The 18,921-nt window shown below is 50.4% G+C and carries 15 protein-coding genes; 6 read left to right on the plus strand and 9 right to left on the minus strand.

Annotated elements, in window-relative coordinates; genetic code table 11:
* Positions 1-40 precede the first annotated feature (40 nt).
* Positions 41-2,365 (minus strand): GAF domain-containing protein, encoded by a 2,325-nt coding sequence (locus BWI93_RS14880; protein WP_094812648.1) that lies wholly within the window; start codon positions 2,363-2,365, stop codon positions 41-43.
* Between the two features lie 176 nt (positions 2,366-2,541).
* Entirely contained in the window at positions 2,542-3,207 is a 666-nt protein-coding gene (locus BWI93_RS14885) for a recombinase family protein (RefSeq protein WP_094812650.1), read from the minus strand.
* Between the two features lie 481 nt (positions 3,208-3,688).
* Here BWI93_RS14885 and BWI93_RS14890 point away from each other — a divergent pair, with 481 nt between their 5' ends.
* The 5 genes from BWI93_RS14890 to BWI93_RS14910 all read left to right on the plus strand — a co-directional run bounded on the left by BWI93_RS14890 (position 3,689) and on the right by BWI93_RS14910 (position 11,396).
* On the plus strand, positions 3,689-4,075 hold the full coding sequence (locus tag BWI93_RS14890; RefSeq protein WP_094812652.1) for a hypothetical protein: 387 nt from the start codon (positions 3,689-3,691) through the stop codon (positions 4,073-4,075).
* 102 nt (positions 4,076-4,177) lie between these two features.
* On the plus strand, positions 4,178-6,739 hold the full coding sequence (locus tag BWI93_RS14895; RefSeq protein ID WP_094812654.1) for a right-handed parallel beta-helix repeat-containing protein: 2,562 nt from the start codon (positions 4,178-4,180) through the stop codon (positions 6,737-6,739).
* 322 nt (positions 6,740-7,061) lie between these two features.
* A complete protein-coding gene (locus tag BWI93_RS14900; RefSeq protein ID WP_094812656.1) occupies positions 7,062-7,877 on the plus strand; it encodes a helix-turn-helix domain-containing protein in 816 nt (271 codons plus the stop codon).
* 92 nt (positions 7,878-7,969) lie between these two features.
* Positions 7,970-8,809, plus strand: coding sequence for an SDR family oxidoreductase (locus tag BWI93_RS14905; RefSeq protein WP_094812658.1), 840 nt, complete (start codon positions 7,970-7,972; stop codon positions 8,807-8,809).
* A 196-nt stretch (positions 8,810-9,005) separates the two neighbouring features.
* A complete protein-coding gene (locus BWI93_RS14910; RefSeq protein ID WP_094812660.1) occupies positions 9,006-11,396 on the plus strand; it encodes a PAS domain-containing protein in 2,391 nt (796 codons plus the stop codon).
* A gap of 94 nt (positions 11,397-11,490) precedes the next feature.
* On the opposite strand, the gene BWI93_RS14915 is transcribed toward BWI93_RS14910, so the two are convergent.
* Positions 11,491-11,853, minus strand: coding sequence for a hypothetical protein (locus BWI93_RS14915; RefSeq protein WP_094812662.1), 363 nt, complete (start codon positions 11,851-11,853; stop codon positions 11,491-11,493).
* 59 nt (positions 11,854-11,912) lie between these two features.
* Positions 11,913-12,158, minus strand: a complete 246-nt coding sequence (locus BWI93_RS29615) for a hypothetical protein (RefSeq protein WP_369679161.1) — start codon at positions 12,156-12,158, stop codon at positions 11,913-11,915.
* 33 nt (positions 12,159-12,191) lie between these two features.
* Here BWI93_RS29615 and BWI93_RS29620 point away from each other — a divergent pair, with 33 nt between their 5' ends.
* Entirely contained in the window at positions 12,192-12,320 is a 129-nt protein-coding gene (locus BWI93_RS29620) for a hypothetical protein (protein ID WP_369679162.1), read from the plus strand.
* On the opposite strand, the gene BWI93_RS14920 is transcribed toward BWI93_RS29620, so the two are convergent.
* The 5 genes from BWI93_RS14920 to BWI93_RS14940 form a co-directional block, all read right to left on the minus strand.
* The gene (locus BWI93_RS14920; protein ID WP_369679163.1) at positions 12,304-14,454 is read right to left on the minus strand and encodes a TonB-dependent receptor plug domain-containing protein; all 2,151 of its coding nucleotides are present in this window, start codon (positions 14,452-14,454) and stop codon (positions 12,304-12,306) included. The two genes, BWI93_RS29620 and BWI93_RS14920, sit on opposite strands and share 17 nt — an antisense overlap.
* A 311-nt stretch (positions 14,455-14,765) precedes the next feature.
* Entirely contained in the window at positions 14,766-17,354 is a 2,589-nt protein-coding gene (locus BWI93_RS14925) for a M14 family metallopeptidase (RefSeq protein ID WP_094812664.1), read from the minus strand.
* Between the two features lie 235 nt (positions 17,355-17,589).
* Positions 17,590-18,060 carry a RagB/SusD family nutrient uptake outer membrane protein gene (locus BWI93_RS14930; RefSeq protein ID WP_176454235.1) on the minus strand — a complete coding sequence of 157 codons (471 nt, stop codon included), beginning with the start codon at positions 18,058-18,060 and terminating at the stop codon, positions 17,590-17,592.
* 95 nt (positions 18,061-18,155) lie between these two features.
* Positions 18,156-18,521 (minus strand): RagB/SusD family nutrient uptake outer membrane protein, encoded by a 366-nt coding sequence (locus tag BWI93_RS14935; RefSeq protein WP_094812668.1) that lies wholly within the window; start codon positions 18,519-18,521, stop codon positions 18,156-18,158.
* Complete coding sequence (locus tag BWI93_RS14940; protein WP_141217478.1) at positions 18,488-18,913, minus strand: hypothetical protein; 426 nt, start codon at positions 18,911-18,913, stop codon at positions 18,488-18,490. Before BWI93_RS14940 ends, BWI93_RS14935 begins: the two co-directional genes overlap by 34 nt.
* Positions 18,914-18,921 lie beyond the last annotated feature (8 nt).

The following is an 18,921-nucleotide window of genomic DNA, read 5'->3' on the forward strand; positions in this document are numbered from 1 at the left end:
CAGTACATAAAATCAAGCGGAGAGTTGTTAGAAACCACTTCTATTTAGGAGTGGTTTCTTTATTAATACGATCCGACCTGAGGTGTACCGAATGGTATGCTTCAACGTTCGATGCGGTAATGCCCACTCGCCATACTTTCAAACCTGCTACTCCCTGTAAATCTTCTACCTCCAGTTGTTCAATTGTTGCATCAAGTACCCCTTCTTCTTGTAGCTGCGTCAGGTACGGGCGGTATTCCTTTTCATCTTCTTCCCCTGAATATACCACGCATAGTTTTCCAACCTGGGTAATGCGTTCCTGCGTACCCTTCACATGGGCTTTATCGATGCGTTTTTTCACGATCTCGAAACGGGCATTGTACGTTCCCTGCACGTCAAAACGTTTTTCATCCAGCCGGAAGGCGATGGTGATCGTACTGGGAAAGACCAGGATCAGCGTGGTTACCTCGAGTGGATAGGGTAATAAAGGTCTTAACTGCTGATGACTCACCTCCATTTCGCAGATTACGCGAAGCTGCCAGAGCCGCAGTTCCCGCAGGTGTTCGGTACCAAAAGTGAGCGTCGGAGCAATGGACGCCCCGATATACAGATTATGTTCGATCCCATCACTCCTGAATCGCTCGTAGTAATGCGGAAAAATGGCCTGAGCTTCCTGCTGACGCTGATCGAGTATACGGGTCAGGTTATCGTTAATCTGCCGGATCGCTCTGTCATATTTCCGTCGGTGGTGATAAAAACGGCCCGTGTGCAGGTTTGTTTCCCGGAAGTACTCGTCTACGGCGGCCTCGTTCAGCATCCGTAATTGCGGATGGATGCGGTGATCCAGATAAGCGGTGATGTAGGGTTCCGTACTAGCCTGTAGGGGCTGGGAGATGTCAATCAGAAAATGAGCAATCTGTTGTTTCTCAATAGGTTCGATTGTTACGCTGTCGAGTACTGCCTGCAATGCCTCAAGTTGCGTTTGTAAATCTTTCTGCGTACTTAGGTTCCGTGCTTCGGACGAGCCTTTCACATCAACCTGACCGTATAAAGGATGTACGTCAGGAAAAGCAATTTCGGCTAACGTATGCGATTGACCGGCCTGTTGATGATACCGATACGCCAGAGCCTCCTGGCGGAATTTCCAGTATACACTCGGGTGAATCGTTGTGTACACATTTTGGATAAATGCCTGAATATGATTCTGCAACTCCGCCTCCATCCGGTCAATGGTTTCCGTCAGAAAAGGCATCAGCACGTCCAGTTTAAGGGCATTGATACTGTTGAACTCGCGGGGTTGCGACGAAACCACTTCCAGCACGCCCCACAACTGCTGATTTTTGACAACTGGAGCCAGAATAAAACTACGAATCTGCTGCTGATTCAGGTGTTCAATGAGTAAACTATGGGCGGTGTATTCCAGCGTATCCGCTACGGCAAAGTAGGTATGTTGCTGTACAGTCTTTTGGTAGGATTTCACGCACAGCGTTTGGCGGGCTACGCAGGAATCGTGCCCGGACAGAATGAAGCTGGGCAGGGGTTCGCCAAAAGCGGCTTTCGTAAACGTGTCGCTCGCCGCATTGTACATAGCGAATCCAATCCGCAGGCTTTTGGAATTGAAAATGGAGTGAAAAATGGGCAGCAGATTTTCGTGGAAATCGATCTGGTACGAACCCAGCAGTTTTTCTTTCAGAAGAGAAATGGCATTTTCGACCGTGGCATCGTACAATACCATCAGAGCAAAACCTTTGATCAGCCAGCTATTGGGTGGAAATTTGGCTTTCCAAAGCTCCAGGTTATCGTAATTGTCAAGGAGTTCTTCTATTTCAGCCTGACTGAGCGGTAAAGCCTGTTCCGTGGGAAGGGTATCCAGAAAATCGGCGTTATATAAAATCCGGTAATGCCGGAGAATGCCCTCGGCCGTGGGGATGTCATAAAAAAGTGGTTTGGCGAAGTCGAGTTTAGTGCCGTATACATCATTAAGAATGATGCAACAACTCAGCACGTAAAACTGATGAGCATCGAAGTCGCGTATACCCATTTCAAAATCGGTTCCTGCTGCCGCCAGAATCTTTTTAAAACGTTCGGTATGGTTGAAAATGATCGGGAGAAAAGGAATACTGACCGCTTTGATTTCATTATCCGTCAGTTCGGGTGGAAAATAATCTTTTAGCAAACGACGAATCAGGTTGGCATGCTTCTCTACCTGATCTGCACTCGTGATTCCCTCCCGAAACTCCGGAAAAGGAGCCAGCTCCGTCAATAGGACCTGAGCCGAACGAGCCTTTTCGGCATCCTTACCCTGGGCAACTTCGTGAAGCCGATCGAGCAGCGTAGCAAAACTGAGCTGAATCTGAAAGGGCGATTCAAAATCCAGTACATCCATAGTATAGAGCAAACGTATCGTACGAAGGTACCGGATTTGATCAGGATCCGATGCTCGCGGCAGAGCTGCCCGAAAAAATTACGTTTTCAGATTTCAGCAAAGCTTACCTGATAGCGATCACTTAAATTTACCGGCAAACCTGATTACAAATGTAAACCGTGCTTTTTTAGTCAGCATTAGCCTTCCATCAACTTGATAATCCGCTGTACCTGAACGGCCTGAAAGGTCTTCCCGCGTCGGGTACGAAAACCATTTTCGTTCAGCAAGCTGGCGATGGTACTCCAGTTATGTCCACTTTTGCGTAAAGCCTGAGCCAGGATGCCCGCCCGCCGGTTGTTTTCATGCATCCGGGCGTTTTGCTGACGGATCGCCAGACTTTTCTCCTTCGCCGCATCCGTTAGATTTTCGGGCTTCCCCAGGGCCACGCCCTGCTTTTTCTTTTCGGCCAGGGCTTTTTTGGTACGCTCGGCAATCAGCTCCCGTTCGTACTGGGCCATCGTCGCCATGACGCCAATGGTGAGGGTGTTGGCCTCGGGCATATCGGCACACACGAATTCCACGCCCGAATCCCGCAGCGTAAAGATGAAGGCTACATTACGGGTAAGGCGATCGAGCTTGGCAATCAGTAAGACCGCCCGGTATTCTTTACAATACGCAATGGCCGCCTGCAACTGCGGCCGATCGGCTTTCTTCCCCGACTCGATGTCCGTAAAATTAGCAATCATGACTCCCCGGCCTTTCAGGTATGAATCGACGGTAGATCGCTGGGCTTCCAGTCCCAGTCCGGAACGCCCCTGCTTTTGGGTCGAAACCCGGAAATACGCTACGTATGATTGAAGCATGACAAAATGACTTTCTCCCTTTTTTACTGTTTCACGGAGGTAAAGTATACAAAAATAACATTTTTTAAATGCTCGTTTAACAAATGTAAAACATTCCCTGTATCACTGTTGATGGGTTCGAGGCCGTGTACTATTCGTCGCGAGCTTCTGCTTCACAAAAATTGCTGGCACGAAGTATCCTCTTCGCAGACGTGATAGGGTTGGTTACAACATCCCTACACTATTCATTAAGTAGTACTTATTCCATCTGCCTTCAAAATTTTAAACGTCTACGCCCTCCAAAGTACAGCTTGCAACATTTCCCGGTACATCTGCACCATCTCCACGGGTTCTCATTTGGCAGGTATGCGTTACTTCACCGAATATTTGAACGATTTCAATATAAAATAAAACGATAGTAGTATACACCCCACAGCTTATGGTGATTGCCTTGTCGCTGCTTTCAGTTACTACTATCGGTACCACTCTAAACCCTATTTCAATGAAAAAGCATTACTTCTTATGTGTACTCCTGCTGGTCAGTAGTACGCTGCTCCAGGCTCAGGTCAACTATTACGTTTCCGCCGATGGTAACGATGATGGGAATACGGGATTAAGTCAACAAAGCCCCTGGAAAACCCTGGCGAAAGTCAATACCATGGCTGCCACGTTCAATCCCGGCGACAGCATTTTGTTCCGGCGGGGGGATGTATTCCGGGGTGAACTGTTACCGCAAAAATCCGGTACGGCCACCGCTTCGATTACGTACGGAGCCTACGGCACGGGCTCGCGACCGATCATCAACGGATCACAGCCCTTTCGGCTGGAGCGTTTTTCAGGGCAATGTCTGGGTTGCGGACTACGCCGGTCCCATTACGGCCATGAATAATTTTTCATCAACGGAACGTCCCAACAGATCGGTCGCTACCCCAATGCTGACGCTACTAATCAGGGTTATCTGCGTATCCAGTCCGGCAGTGGCAATACTATATTGAACGATAACTCGCTGGCGGGGCAGGACTGGACGGGAGCTACCGCCGTGGTACGGGTAAATCTGTTTTTGCTTAACAAACCCGTGGTTCAGTCGCACACCGGAAGTACGCTTACCTTTGTGGCTCCGGGGGTAGGAAATTATACCATCAATACGGGCTACGGTTATTTTTTCCAGAATCACCTGGCTACACTCGATCAGCCCGGCGAATGGTACTTCGATAAATCGGCTAAAAAAGTTTACCTCTATTCTACCACCGACCCTAATCAATTACAAACCGAAGCTCCGGTGGTGAGTAGTACGTTTTTTGCCAGTGGAAAAAGTCACCTGAGCATTCAGCAACTGGCGTTCACCCAGGCCAATGAGTATGGCATTCGGATCGATAGTACCGCGGGTAGCCTCACCCAAAACATTCGCATTCAGTCCTGCCAGTTTATCAATAATCACAATGCGATGCTGGTCAACCGGGCCGTACAGGTACTGGTCTCCGACAATACGTTTAACCAAACCAATAACAACGCCATTTTTATTACCGCTCGCGACTACCTCTGTAACCGTAACACCATCCTGAATACGGCTCTGCGGGCAGGTATGGGTGAGCCGAACAACAATCAGTACAACGCCATCAATCTGGTAGGTCGAAACGCCACTGCCGCTAACAATGTCATCGACAGCGTGGGCTACTGCGGCATCCGGTTTGAGGGTACTAATCTTCTAGTTCAAAACAATCAGGTTTCCAACTTCGCCCGGGTCAAGTGCGATGTAGGTGGCATTTATACGTTCAAGGGCTTCGCTCCGGCTACGTACGGCTATGGCAACAACCGGGTGATTGGCAATGTCGTGCGTCAGGCGTATCCGAATCTCTTTGGTACCACGTCCCGCGTCGTCAACTCCAATTACGCCTGTGGTATTTATATGGATGGAAATAGTTTGGGAAATCTGGTGGAAGGAAATACCGTCTATCAGGTGATGGGAGCCGGACTGATGCTTAACGTTACCACGTCTGGTCACACCGTACGCAACAATACGTTTTACGACAACATGTACGGCTTCGGCTATTTCCCCGACAGCAAACCCGCCTCCAGGAATCATCGGGTAGTCCGTAATATTTTCTACGCCCGGTCGCTCAATCAGCAGGGTGGACTGGTACAAACCGGCAGTGCGGTGTACCTGCCTTTAGTAGGTACGCTGGACAGTAACTACTACAGCCAACCCTTCGAAAAAGACCCCACCTTTGTCCAAACCGTCACGACGGCTGCTACCCCACGCGTTTCGAAAGCCCTAACCCTCAGCCAGTGGCAGCAACTATCGTATGATGCTCACGGGGTGTATGGGCAGACGTACCAGTCGCCCGTGGTTGTACAATCCGAAGGGCCTAACCGCATTACGGTCAGCAATAATAGTCAGTTCAATACCGGACTTACCACCGGGGCAACGGCCTATACGCTTACGCCCGCCAGTGGTACCAGTGCTCCCGCCTGGGACAATACGGAACAGTTAGATGGCGGATCGTTGCGGTTGAACCTGACGGATACTACGACCACAAAGTCATCCCGGGCCGTCATCAATGTCGGTACGCTTACCTTTGGCAAGTACTATCGGCTGAGGTTTTCGGCCAAAGGCAGTCGGGATACTACGGCGTTACAGGTGGCTCTCTTATCTTCAGCCTCTTCAAATTTTGGCGTTTGTAAACTAAAAACGGTGACGTTGTCAACCACACGCACCGAAGTCGAGTTGCTACTGAGCCCTAACTATACCAATGATAATACCTTCCTGAGTTTCACCTTACACGATCCGCAAAGCAAAATCTGGCTGGATACTATCGTCTTCAGCGAACTCGAAGTGACGGAAAATGATCCGAGCAACTACGTGCGTTTTGAAGTAAACGCCGATAGTACTAGCCGAACGGTCAATTTAGGCGGCGAAACCTATACGGATGTGCGGGGGGTGACGTATACGGGAACCTATACCGTGTTACCGTTCAGCTCCGTTATTTTGCAAAAACAGATCAACGGTCCCCTGCCTTTACGCCTGCTTGATTTTTCGGCTGCCGATGAAAATTGTAACATTCGGTTTCGCTGGCAAACGGCCGATGAACGCCACATCAACCGATTCATCATCGAGCAGAGTACGGATGGACAGCATTTTGCACCCTTTACTTTCGCTTTGCCCACTGGAAGATCCCGGAACAACTACTCCATGCTTTCCTCAACTTCCAGCCAAGGAATCCATTATTTCCGCCTCAAAATTCTGGATGAAGACCAATCCTACGCGTACAGTTCGATTATATCCCTGCAACAGGCCTGTCCGGACGTCCTTCAAATCGACCTGTATCCGAACCCGGCCCCGCAACTGATGCATTTGCGATTCCAGGAAGATCGCTCAACCCTGGTACACGTCAGTGTTCTCACGACTCAGGGTCGGGTTGTAATCCCCGAGCAATCTTTTGTAAGCTCCCCTACGCAGCCGGTTGCCGTGCCGATTGGGGTCTTACCTTCGGGCACGTACCTGGTCAAGATTCAACGCGAGGGTAAAGTGTACATGAAAAAATTAATAAAGTAAAGATTAGCAGAACTTTGATTGGTTTTATAAACGTCGTTTTTGAACCTGTTTTTAGTGCTTTTTTTAACGCTGAAAATTTGAGGTATTACGGAATGCCAGTAAGCTTACTGAAAGCTTTATAGTTTGGCTTCCGATTCCGTTCATCCGACTTCGCTTTTGGGAATTAGGATTAAGCCGTATCTCGCACAGACATTAGGAAACTCGCTGAATTACGCTAGACTACTAAGTCTGGAACTCGACGATTCGCAGGGAGTACCCCTTTCACAAAAAAGGAGTACTCCCTGCCTTCTTATGGATTCGCGTACTTCTATTCTCTGTTCGTATGGCCTATCAATTTGTCGCTCCTCCACCTGCCCTTGCTGCGTATGTGCAGGCGATCTGGTACCTCGAAACGCCCGTATCGCAGGTATCCGCACCGACGTTCCGCGTACTGGCGGATGGGTGTCCCGGCCTCATCTTTCAACAATCCGAAAGTGGTTCATTCTATCAATACGAGAAGCCCCTTCCCGCCTTGTACCTCTATGGTCCGGCTACGCAGTACACGCAGTTGCAGTTTCCCGGTAGCTTTCGCGTAATCGGCTTTTGCTTTTATCCCCATGCGTTGAAGACCCTTTTCCAGTTGGACGCTTCGGCTCTAACGGACCGCTGTCTGGGTTTGGAAGAAATGTCCATCCCCCAAACGCAGCATCTGCCCGAACAGCTCATGCATCAGGCAACGGTATTTAACCAAATCGAACTTCTGTCAGCATCCCTCATGCAACGCCTGCAACAAACATCCACGACTCCTGACCCTACCCTACATCAGGCTTTACAACTGATCCATAAGCAGAAAGGCGATGTATCCATGAAAGAATTGCAGCAACAGACGGGTCTTTCGGAGCGAAGTCTGGAGCGTCGGTTTAAGCACTACGTTGGCCTTTCGCCCAAACTCTGGAGCAGTATTTACCGCTTTCAAAGCTCAGTGGAACAACTGAATCACAATCGCTACGCAAAGCTTTCCGACGTAGCCTTTGATCGCGGGTACGCCGACCAATCCCATTTTATTCGGGCCTTCCGGACCTTCGCGGGTCTTTCACCCCAGGCGTATCTTCGGGACAACCAACAGATTCTCGGTAATTTTTCGAGTTCACCCTTCTAGTGTCGGTTTTGTTCTAGTGCCGCGTTTTTCAGTGGGATACTTTTGAAACAGCTTCTCACCGAGGAAGCTTTTCACTCGTAAACGCTACAAACATGCACATTAGCAATCCTATTCTCGTGCTGGGAGGAACTGGCAAAACCGGTCATCGGATCGTTGAACGCCTTCAGGCTCAGGGTTTTCCCGTACGAATCGGATCACGTCATAATCAGCCCGCCTTTGACTGGTATGACCCAACTACCTGGCCCGCCGTACTCAATGGCGTGGAAGTCGTGTACATCAGCTTTCAGCCCGATCTGGCTATTCCCGAAGCATTTGATAGCATTCATTCGTTTGTGGAAAAGGCCGTGCAGGCGGGGGTTCGTCGACTCGTTATTCTATCCGGCCGGGGAGAAGAAGCCGCTGAACGATGCGAACAAATCGTCATGAACGCTGGCGTGGAATGGACCGTGTTACGAGCCAGCTGGTTTCATCAGAATTTTAGCGAAAGTTTTTTTCTGGAGGGTATACAGCAAGGCCAGCTGGTTTTGCCCGTAGCTGACGTTCGGGAACCATTCATTGATGCCGAGGACATTGCCGAAATAGCCGTAGCCGCTCTGACGCAGCCCCAACACACGGGACGCGTGTATGAATTGACGGGTCCTCGCCTGCTGACCTTCGCCGAGGCTGTTCAGACGATTGCCCGCTACGCCGACCGGCCGATCCGTTACGATAGCATTCCCCTACCCTTATACCTCTCCGCCTTGGAGGATCTGGGTACGCCGCCCGAAATGGTAGCTTTACTTGCGTATCTGTTCAGTGAAGTACTCGACGGTCGCAATGCCTCGCTGACTACTGACGTAGAACGGGTATTGGGCCGCCCGGCCATTGATTTCGACCATTATGCTCAGCGAACGGCGGCGTTGGGTGTATGGGCTAAGCCCTTAACCGTATAAACACCGTCATTGTAGTGAGTTCCGCCGTCTTTACTGCCTTACCGAGCTTTTTGTTGTACGGGCTATACTACCATCCATTTCATGAATAAATTCGTTCTTTATGGTCGCATTAAAACAGAGAAGTTATTATTATCCGTTTATATCCAACCTTTTAGGAATAGCCGAGTTACAATACCGTACATAAACGGATTAAAACATGGCGGAATCCCCTAAGCCATTTTCCCACTTACCCGCCGCGGACGATGAGCGGTTGAAACTTCTTTTACAGACGCATGGAGTCGGTACCTGGGTCTATGATTCCGGGCAAGGGCTTCTTCGCTGTGATGCCGTTAGTCAGGAGCTTTTTGGCTTTGCCCTCAGCACCGAACTTCCGTACGAAGCCTGGTTGCAGACGCTGGGCAAGTCAGATCAGAAGCGGGTCCAATCCGTTTTTCAAGATGAAAGTCTCGCTTCATCTCTGGATATACAGTGCCGCAATGTGTTGACCAACCGCTGGATTCGGTTACGAGCCAGTCGAATCGGCTCTTCCATAGCGGGTTTGGTAGAAGTCATTCCTCAGGATCGGCTACCCATCATGCCTGTACGGCAAGCTTTCAAAACGCTGCTGGAACACTCACCCATCGCTGTTGCACTGCTGGATAAAGAGGAATGGACGTACCAGATGGTCAATCCCTACTATACTCGGCTGATTAGCCGTTCGTCGGAAACGCTATTAGGAAAACCCTTACGCGAGGCCATGCCCGAGCTCCTGGATCGGGGTTTTGAACAGATTCTGGAACAAGTCATTCAAACCCGGCAATCCCTGGTAACCAGAGAAGTAGCAGTATACGTATCTAATTCTGAGGAAATAGAAACGCTGTATCTGGATTTCACCTATCAGCCCCAACGCAATGATGAAGGGGAGATCACGGGCGTCCTCGTTGTGGGCATTGATGTCACGGCTCAGGTACAGGCCCGCAAAGCGGTAGAAGCGAGTGAGGCCCGGCTAAAAGCACTGATTGCTACGGCTCCCGTAGCGATTGGCTTATTTGTGGGACGCGATCTGCTGGTGGAACTGCCCAATCAGGCTTTCATTGATATTGTTGGGAAAGGTCCGAACATTGTGGGAAAGCCGCTTCGGGAGGTCATGCCGGAACTGGAAAACCAGCCTTTCCTGCAAATTCTTGATGATGTCTATACGACGGGTAACATGTACCAGAGTTATGAGACTCAGGTAAACATCGTACAGGATGGCGTGATGACTCATAATCTGTATAACATCATTTACAGCCCTCTGTTTGATGCCCAAGGTCAGGTGTACGCCATTCTGGACATTGCCGCTGACGTAACGCCGGTAGCTCAGGCTCGCCAGCAGATTCAGGAAGCCGAAGAAAGTTTACGGGGAGCTATTGAACTGGCTCAACTGGCCACCTGGAGTATGGATATGGAAAGCGGAAAATTTACTTATTCGGAACGATTACGGGACTGGATGGGCCTGGCCGAACTCAGTGCCTACCCCGAAGAAGTTTACGAGCTAGTACCGGAAGAATACCGAAACGCAGTCAGGGATCAAATTGATGCGGTGATTGCAGGTTCGGGGTATTACGAAAACGAGAACGTCATTACGCATCGGCATACGGGCTACCAGCGGACCATTCACGCTCAGGCCAGAGTGTACCACGATGCTCAGGGCAAACCCTATAAACTCGCGGGAACGGCTCAGGATGTTACGCAACAACGGGAAACCCAGCGAGCGTTGGAACAGCTGGTTCAGCAACGAACGGAAGAACTGGCGGCGGCAAATGAAGAGCTGGCTTCTATCAATGAGCAACTGGAAAGCAGCAACGAAGAACTGGAAGAGTCGAACGTACTCTTCACCCGCTCCAACGAAAACCTGGAACAGTTTGCCTACATTGCCTCCCATGACCTGCAGGAACCGTTGCGGAAAGTACAGCAGTTCGGCGATATTCTGATGAGTCGTTACAGCAGTCAGTTGGGCGATGGCGTGACCTATCTGAAACGGATGCAGGTTGCCTCCCAACGTATGTCCCTGCTGATTAGCGACTTACTGACCTTATCCAGACTTTCTTCGAACCAGGAGTTTACCGAACTTGTCTCCCTGACGGAAATCCTGAAAACGGTACTTTCAGACTTGGAACTGAGGATCCAGGAGTCGAAAGCCTCCATTCGTCTGGAGCCCTTACCCATGGTTCGGGGTGATATCCTTCAGCTTGGACAACTTTTCCAGAATATCCTGAGTAATGCACTGAAGTTTCGTCAGCCACAACTAGCTCCTGCCATTCGCATGCATTCAACCCAATTATGGCTGGATGAGCTTCCGCAGGATGTGCAACCGGCCCGAATGGCCGAAGCGTATGCTTGCATCACGATCGCAGATAACGGCATTGGCTTTGATGAACAATATAGTCAACGAATTTTTCAGGTCTTCCAGCGATTACACGGCAAAAGTGAATACCCCGGAACGGGTATCGGCCTGGCCATTTGTGAAAAGGTAGTTCGGAATCATGGTGGAGCCATCACAGCGGAAAGTCAGCCGGGTCAAGGGGCCACCTTTCGCATTTACTTGCCTGTAGAACAGGTGCGTTAGTTGACTAATAGGTGTAAACGGGTGCCGGACAGAAGGCTTTTTTATCTTCTCTCTGACACCCGTTCAACTCATCACTAGACGAATAGTTATTGCGTTACGAACCGGAACCACTGTCGTAGTCTGTCAATACATAATGCGTAACAGCCAAAGCCAGAAAGCCCAGGTGAAAAGCCAGCGTCCGCTTATGTGTACGGATGGGGCGGCTCAATGTCAGCAGAGCTAATCCAGCCAGAAAAGCAGCATCACCCCGCTGATGTTGTTTGAACGTCAGTACGGGTTTTGCAGCAACGTCTGTATCCGTCAACGCGTTGACAGTCAGAAAACTCAGGCCCAGTATCTGGTATACATGCTGGGTTGGTTTAGGCAACTCAAGCAGCGTAGGCGTTACGGTCTGGATTACGCTAAAGGCATAGTCAATGGTACCGTGCTGGTTGGGGGTGATCGGTTTTGTCTGCATAACGTAGATAGTTTCTTCTACTACAAAAAATTCCTATTCCATCGTTTACTACGTTTTAATTACCAGGCTTTTAATACGAGCGAAGTGTAATACAATCCTCCCACACCGGGGCCAGCCTTGAAGGTGGTGTACGGGCGGTTAAACACGTTCGTACCTCCTACTTTTACCAGCAACCAGGAGAAATCATAGCTCACCTGAGCATCGAACGTATGAATGGCGGGCACCTGCCCCGTTGCCAGGGACGATTGCCAGAGAAAAGCACTTTGGTATTTATAATTCACTGAAAAACCGAATGACTTCCACAAGGTTGGATTTGCCAACCCAACATTAGTAATCCATTGGGGCGTATTGAAAGCTTCTTCGAGCCCGTCTCCCTGATCCGTCCGGTCCAGGCGAGCCAGCGAGGCATTTCCCGTTACGGTCCATTCACGTATCAGGCATACCGAATTCCTACGCTGGAGCCGTAATTATAAACCCGGGTTTTGAGTTGGTCCAGAGCCGATAGCGGTCCTGTTGGGTTCGGTCGGCCAGGTAATAAGCCAGTGAATCAGTATTGGATTTCTTTGGAATGTTAGCTTCGACCTGAGCGATGAAATTCCGATACACGTTGTAGTAAAAATCAACGTCGATGTATAGACGTTTTTTGAAAAACAGGCCCCGATACCCCACTTCCAGACTGTTCACCTGTTCGGGTTGCAGGTAGGTATAGGTGTTTTTCCGTAGTAAGCCTTTGTTTTTCTGAATAGCCTGTTCGGTAGTCAGTTGATGGGTGTTGACGTCGGTATTGATTGCCGTCTGAAACGCATCGATGGAGGTACGGAAATAGGAACGTTCAAAAATGCCCTGCGACATCACCTTCAGTCCTCCTACCCGTTTCACCCCGCCCGAATTAACATTGGAAAAAGCTTCGAACAGCGACGGGTATCGATAGCCCGTCTGGTACAAAGCTCGTACATACTGTTCGGCCGCGGGCGAAAATACGGCCGTTACCAAGGGATTCAGTCGCGGCGTAAAGTACTGATTTTTATCGAGTCGCAGGGAGCCGGTTAACTTTAACCGTTCACCCCAGAACGTCCGCGAAGCCTGCACAAATCCGCCCGCTTTGCGATATTGAAGATTCCGATCCGTACCATCCGGATTGATAAAATAGTTACCATCGGGAAAGACTACGTACTGCCTAAAATCACCTCCAGCTAGGAGATGAAGCCTGGTTTTTTCCTGAAATTTAGGGCCCAGCAGACGACTGACTTCCACTTGAGCTTCCCCGTGGTACAGCCAGGATTTTACCTGCAGAGCCGCCCCAATATCCCAGTTATTGATGGCCCGCAAACGACTGACTTCCGCATCAAAAGCGGGGGTACCCGGTTGAATCCGCCCCTGATCGGCCTGAGTGCGAGCCTGTTGCAGAGCCTGACCTACGCTTTGCCCGGCTTGCGTGGCTGCGGCAAACTGGCTGGAAAAGTCACTGAACCAGCGATCATCGGATTTGAACGAACGATCCATATTTTCCGCCATTGAACGGATGTTGTAGGAATCGCCCGTGTTTTCGGCGGTGCGGTACAATCGCACTAACAAGGCTGGTGATTCCAGTACCAGTCCCTGCTGACTGAGTCGGTAATTTTCCAGTCGAAAGCGATTGGTTCGCTGGTATACGTTGTTGAGCGTGGCGGCTTTGTAATGGTAAGAAAGTGTCCAGCCGGGTTTCAAACGCCAGTACAAAGCCACGTCGCCCCGTAAGTTTCGAAGTCGTAAATCGGTAATATCATTTTCGAAATAGCCCGTCCGCGAGACTACGTACTTCTTGCCGCCCAGCGTCAGCGTACGCCGATTAGCGGACTCGTCGCCGTACTGATTGACCCGATCACTTCCGGGATTATTCATACCCGTCAAACCAAGCGAGGCATTGGCGTTCGGATTCAGGTCGGCAGCGTCGCGAGCGATCCAGTCGTACCCCTGCTGGTAGGTAAGGTTGATCTTGAAGGCAAACCGATTGCTCAAAGGCTGGGCGTATCGCAGACTGGTTTCAGTATAAAGTTGGGGTGAAACCTGCGATTCTCCGACGTGATTCACGCCCGTTTTCTGGCCAATGCTTAGTCCGGGTGAATTAAATGGATCTTTGGTAATGAGCTGGGCCAAACCGTTCAAAGCACTGAGTCCGTACAAGGCCGAAGCCGCTCCCGGTACAATTTCTACCCGTTCAATATCCAGATCCGAAGGGGCCAGAGCACTGGCAATGGGAGATCCGATGTGCGGTGCCTGATTGTCCATTCCGTCCACCAGCTGCACAAAGCGTACGTTGGTTGGGTTGGCAAAGCCCCGGGTGTTGTAGACTTTAAAACCTAAGCTGGAGGTGAGTAGCTGCACCCCCTTCAGATTTTCAATCGCGTCGTAATACGAGGGTTGAGCCGAGTACCGAATCTGGCGGGCATTGAGTAACTCAATACTGAGCGGCGACTGCAACAGCCGTTCGGGCACCCGCGAAGCAGTAATCACCAGCTCCTGAAGATTACGGGACGTATCCGACCGAAGACTATCAAGACGGGTCTGTGCCTGGAGCACTGCACTAGTCAGGAAGAAGGTAAAAAGTAGAGTGTATTTCATGAATCGTTATTTCCGTTTGAATATAACGACTAGCGGGCGGGATATGTTTATCGAAATATAACGTTGGGCATTAATCATGAGAGGCATCTATGGCTAATCGAATGCCCGCTGGAGTTAAATGGCTATCTCATGCAAACTTGCATATCCGATTCGCCAACCCCGGAGGGGTTCAACATCCATAGCCCCGTATGCAATGCGGGGAAAACGCTGCCCAATGGCAGGTACAGATTTGGAAACCTGCACCAGTGAAAAAAAGCCGTCATCGGAGTTCCGACAACGGCTTCATAAACTATTCAGGTCAAACTATTGAATTACTCCTCAGCAGCTCCCAGAAAAGCCGACTGTAACTGAATCAGATTTCCGTAAAAAAGAGCATTCAAAAACAACCGATTCGTCCCATGCCAGTAGTGGCGATAAGTGGGGTCTTCGGCGAACAGGATGACTTTCCCCTGACCGAGTTGTCCAACCAGAATTGATGCCGTATTATTGATTTTAGCCACATTCTCCTTGGAAACGTAACCACTGATGTACGAGGAAGGCAGGTATTTGGCCACCGTTGCGTACTTGTCTTTGCTGGGTAACAGAATCGTGTTACCCGTTTTCGTGAAGAAAATTTTCCGATCATTTAGGCCAAAGGCAATGGGATTCGTGATGTCGATGTCCGCCTGGAAAATCCCTCCGTTGATGCGTCGCGGAGCCTCCGTTTCGGCCCGGGTAGCGTAATCAACGCGGGTGACAGACGCATTGCGACGCGTTGCCGAAGAATCAACGAATACGCGTTCTTTCGCAAAACCCTGGCCGATGGCCCATTCCGAAGCGGTGCGGAAGGTAATCAGCGTACCACCCCGGCTTACCCAGGCTTTCAAGGCATCGACGGTTGGCTTGCTCCACTCGCGGTACGTTCCATTGGGTAACACCAGCACCTGATAACGATCCAGCGAAACGCGTTCCAGACTTTGCGGATCCAGCTTACTGACGGGCAATTGCAGGTGTTCATTCAACAGAAACCAGACCTGACCGGCTTCGGCCAGTCCCGACGTTGCTCCGGTGATCAGGGCCACTTCGGGTTTGCGTACCGGCAGAATATTATTACTGCCCAGGTCAATGCCTTCCAGACTAAAACCCGTAGAAGTGGTTGCAAAGGTCAGATTGGAACGACGCGACGCTTCCTCCACCGCCCGGTATAGACTATCCGAACTGATTTTTTGACCAGCGACCGGAATCACCAGTGAGCCGTAACTGAATTTCTGCGGCCCCGTAGCAGTCTGACTAGTGAAAGGTTTCAGCGAGGTCTTTACCAGTACTCCCTGTGAAAGCAGGGAATACAAAGCCCTTGAAGCATTGTATTCCGACCAGTTGAGCAAGTACGCCAACTGAGCCTTACCACCCGCTACACCTCCCTGCACGGTCGGCACGGCGGTAACGGCCTGTCCTAGCGAAGGTACCGAGTTGATTTTTGCCTGTTGGATACCATACGCGTGTACAACCGACCACGACGTGTTATCGTAGAACGTACTGTCTTTCAGTTTTGGGGTTTCTTCAAACAAGGAGTGTACGATTCGGAAAAAGGGTTGCTCGGCGGGAACCACGTAGGCTTTTCCCTTCTCGAATTTTTTACCATCGGCGGTTACGTCAGCATTCAGAGCATACACCTTCAGACGGTGCCGTAACACCAGCGATAACAGCTTATTCGTCAGCGAAACATCGCGACTGTCGCCGAAGACAAACGCCTTGGCTGGGTTAGCCTTGCCCTGAGTAACGGCCGATTTGAAAAAGTCCTTCTGGAGTTTGAATAGATTTTCTTTTTCGGCCAAAGCCCCCTTTAGCGTAGCCAGACCCGTTACCAGGTGATTACGAATCGTGAATGGAAACGTAACTGGACCGGACGTACTTTCCTGCACCAGTCCCCGCGAACTGCCCTGCTCGAAGGTTACACCAACGGCTCCGTAGAAATCAGGATACGTCGAACCGTAAATGGGCGACAGGTTATCGAAGCTTTCTTTGGTAAAATACAATGAGCCAATCTTGTCGAGGGCTTCGGCGTGGTACTTAGCCAGCGTCGCATTGAAATCATAGGAAGACTGCGGTAATAATGGACTCTGGTGACCCGCTGGCGTAGGTTCGAAATAATACGTGCTATTCGTACCCATTTCGTGAAAATCGATGTGCACATTAGGATACCACTGATGCGAGAAATCGACCCGGTTCTTGCTTTCAATCTGCTCGGCACTCAGCCAGTCGCGGTTCAAATCCGTAAAATAGTGGTTGACGCGGCCCCCGGGAAAACCCTGGAGGTGTTCCAGATCCGCCGGATCGGATACCGGTGGAAACGACTTGTACATGTTATGCCAGTTGGCCGCCCGGTCGCGACCATCAGGATTTTGTGCAGGATCGATCAGAATGACCGCCTCCTTGAGATACTGAGCCGTTTCAGCACTTTGGTTGGCTACCAGATAATACGCCGTCAGCAGGGCCGCTTCGCCACCGGACGTTTCGGCTCCGTGTACGCTGTAGCCCAGCAGCACGATTACCGGATCGGCCTTGGTCAGATTAGGTTGAGCTGGGTCAGTGACGGTGAGGTGTTTCTGGCGAATCTTTTCCAGATTACTGTAATTCTCCGGAGCCGTAACCGTCAGTATGATCTGTGGCCGTTCTTCGTAACTCTTGCCAATGACCTGCACGTGAGCCTTGCCATTGGAGGTACGTTCGAGTTCTTTGAAGTACGCAACGATCTGGTCGTGACGGGTGTAATGCGTTCCAATCGGATAACCCAGGAACTGCTCAGGACTAGGAATGCGGGAATCAAACGTACCCGTATTCGGGAAGTAATACGACTGCTGAGCCCACAGTGAAGAACTGGCTAGCAGAAGAAAGAGAACGAGTAGCAATCGTTGGTTCATTGGGAAAAGGAATACGAGGTGAATGAAGGATTTTTCTTTTGATTTCAGCGTCTTTGTAATCAGGTATCCAAACGCCTACTACTAGATTAACTAACCTTAGACAGAACGCACAACTGGCTTAGCTGCCAGTCTTAGATGACTGCTACTGACTGAGCTTAATTTGATTATGTAACTATTCACGAAACAACGAACAACTCTACAGTCGAGACCAACTGCCAACCATACGCCACCCAGATCAATACCCTGGATTTTGCTCCAGATCCGGATCGGATAAAACATCCTGGTACGGAAAAGGAAATACCCAGTATTGCGAGTTGGTCAGGCCCAACACGGCACCGGTGCGGCCCGTACGTACCAGATCGAACCAGCGGTGGGCCTCAAAAGCGAATTCGACGTTATTTTCTTCCTCAATAGCCAACAGTAAAGCCTCTTTCGTACTCGTGGTAGCTGCCGCAACATCCGCCCGACTACGTACCGTGTTCAGATCCGCGAGGGCATCGGCGAGTTTGTTTTGCTGAGCCCGTGCTTCGGCCCGTATCAGGTAAAGCTCAGCTATTCGAATGACGTAAGAAGGATCGGTACTCGTCGCCGAGGTATTGTAAAGCACACCGTATACGTTGTTACCCGTACCCGCCAGCAAAGCCTTGCGACTGCCGCCAATCGCTGGGTTATTCAATTTCTCCACGAGCGTGGCCGAAGGTTTCAAGGTATACTGTCCACCCAATGAGCTGGGGTACCATAAATTCCAGTAACTATTTCGGTTATTGGTAGAAAAGCTCAGTTCAAAAACCGACTCCTGACTTAAAAACGGCGACGTAAAAAGGTTTTGTACGGCTTCACCAAGGCATATTTCGTATTGCCAATCACCTGACTGGCGTACGTTTCAGCTTCCGCCCATTCCTTGCGGTACAGATGCACCCGAGCCCGCAAGGCACGGGCCGTACTTTTCTGAGCCCGGTTCCGGGTCGTGGCATCTTCGGCCAGCAACTCTTCGGCTTTGGTCAAATCAGCCAGTACCTGATCGTACGTCTGCGTGAGCGTACTGCGTTTGATGCCCTTCAGTCCATCCAGCGTAGTAGTTGGCGTCAGTTGTAACTGTACCCCACCCCAGGCCCGACCCAGGTCGAAGTAGCTCAGAGCACGAATGAAATAGGCTTCGCCCAGAATGGTATTTTTTCCGTACTGCCCAGATTAGGATCGTTGATGGCCGGAACGTAAGCGATGATGCTATTGACTGTATTGATCGCCCGATAAATGCTCTGGTAGACATCCAGCGTAATGGCATTATCCGGTGTAACGGCATTCTGATCCAGTTGTAGGTACTGACTCAGCGTTCCGTTAAAAATGACATTGTCCGTCGTAATCGTGCCCAGCGTGGGATAACCGCTAGCGTAGTAGCTCTGCACGCGGGAATACGCCCCATTAATGGCGGCCCGAGCCGTACCCGCATCCCGAATGGCCGTAGCGGCGGGGAGGGCATTATTGGGCGTTTCGTCCAGGTATTTGTCGCAGGAAATCAGGCTGGCCGTCAGCATAGCCGCAAGAATATATCGTTTCATGGATCGAA

Source organism: Siphonobacter sp. BAB-5385, from assembly GCF_002261125.1.
Classification (GTDB): Bacteria; Bacteroidota; Bacteroidia; order Cytophagales; family Spirosomataceae; genus Siphonobacter.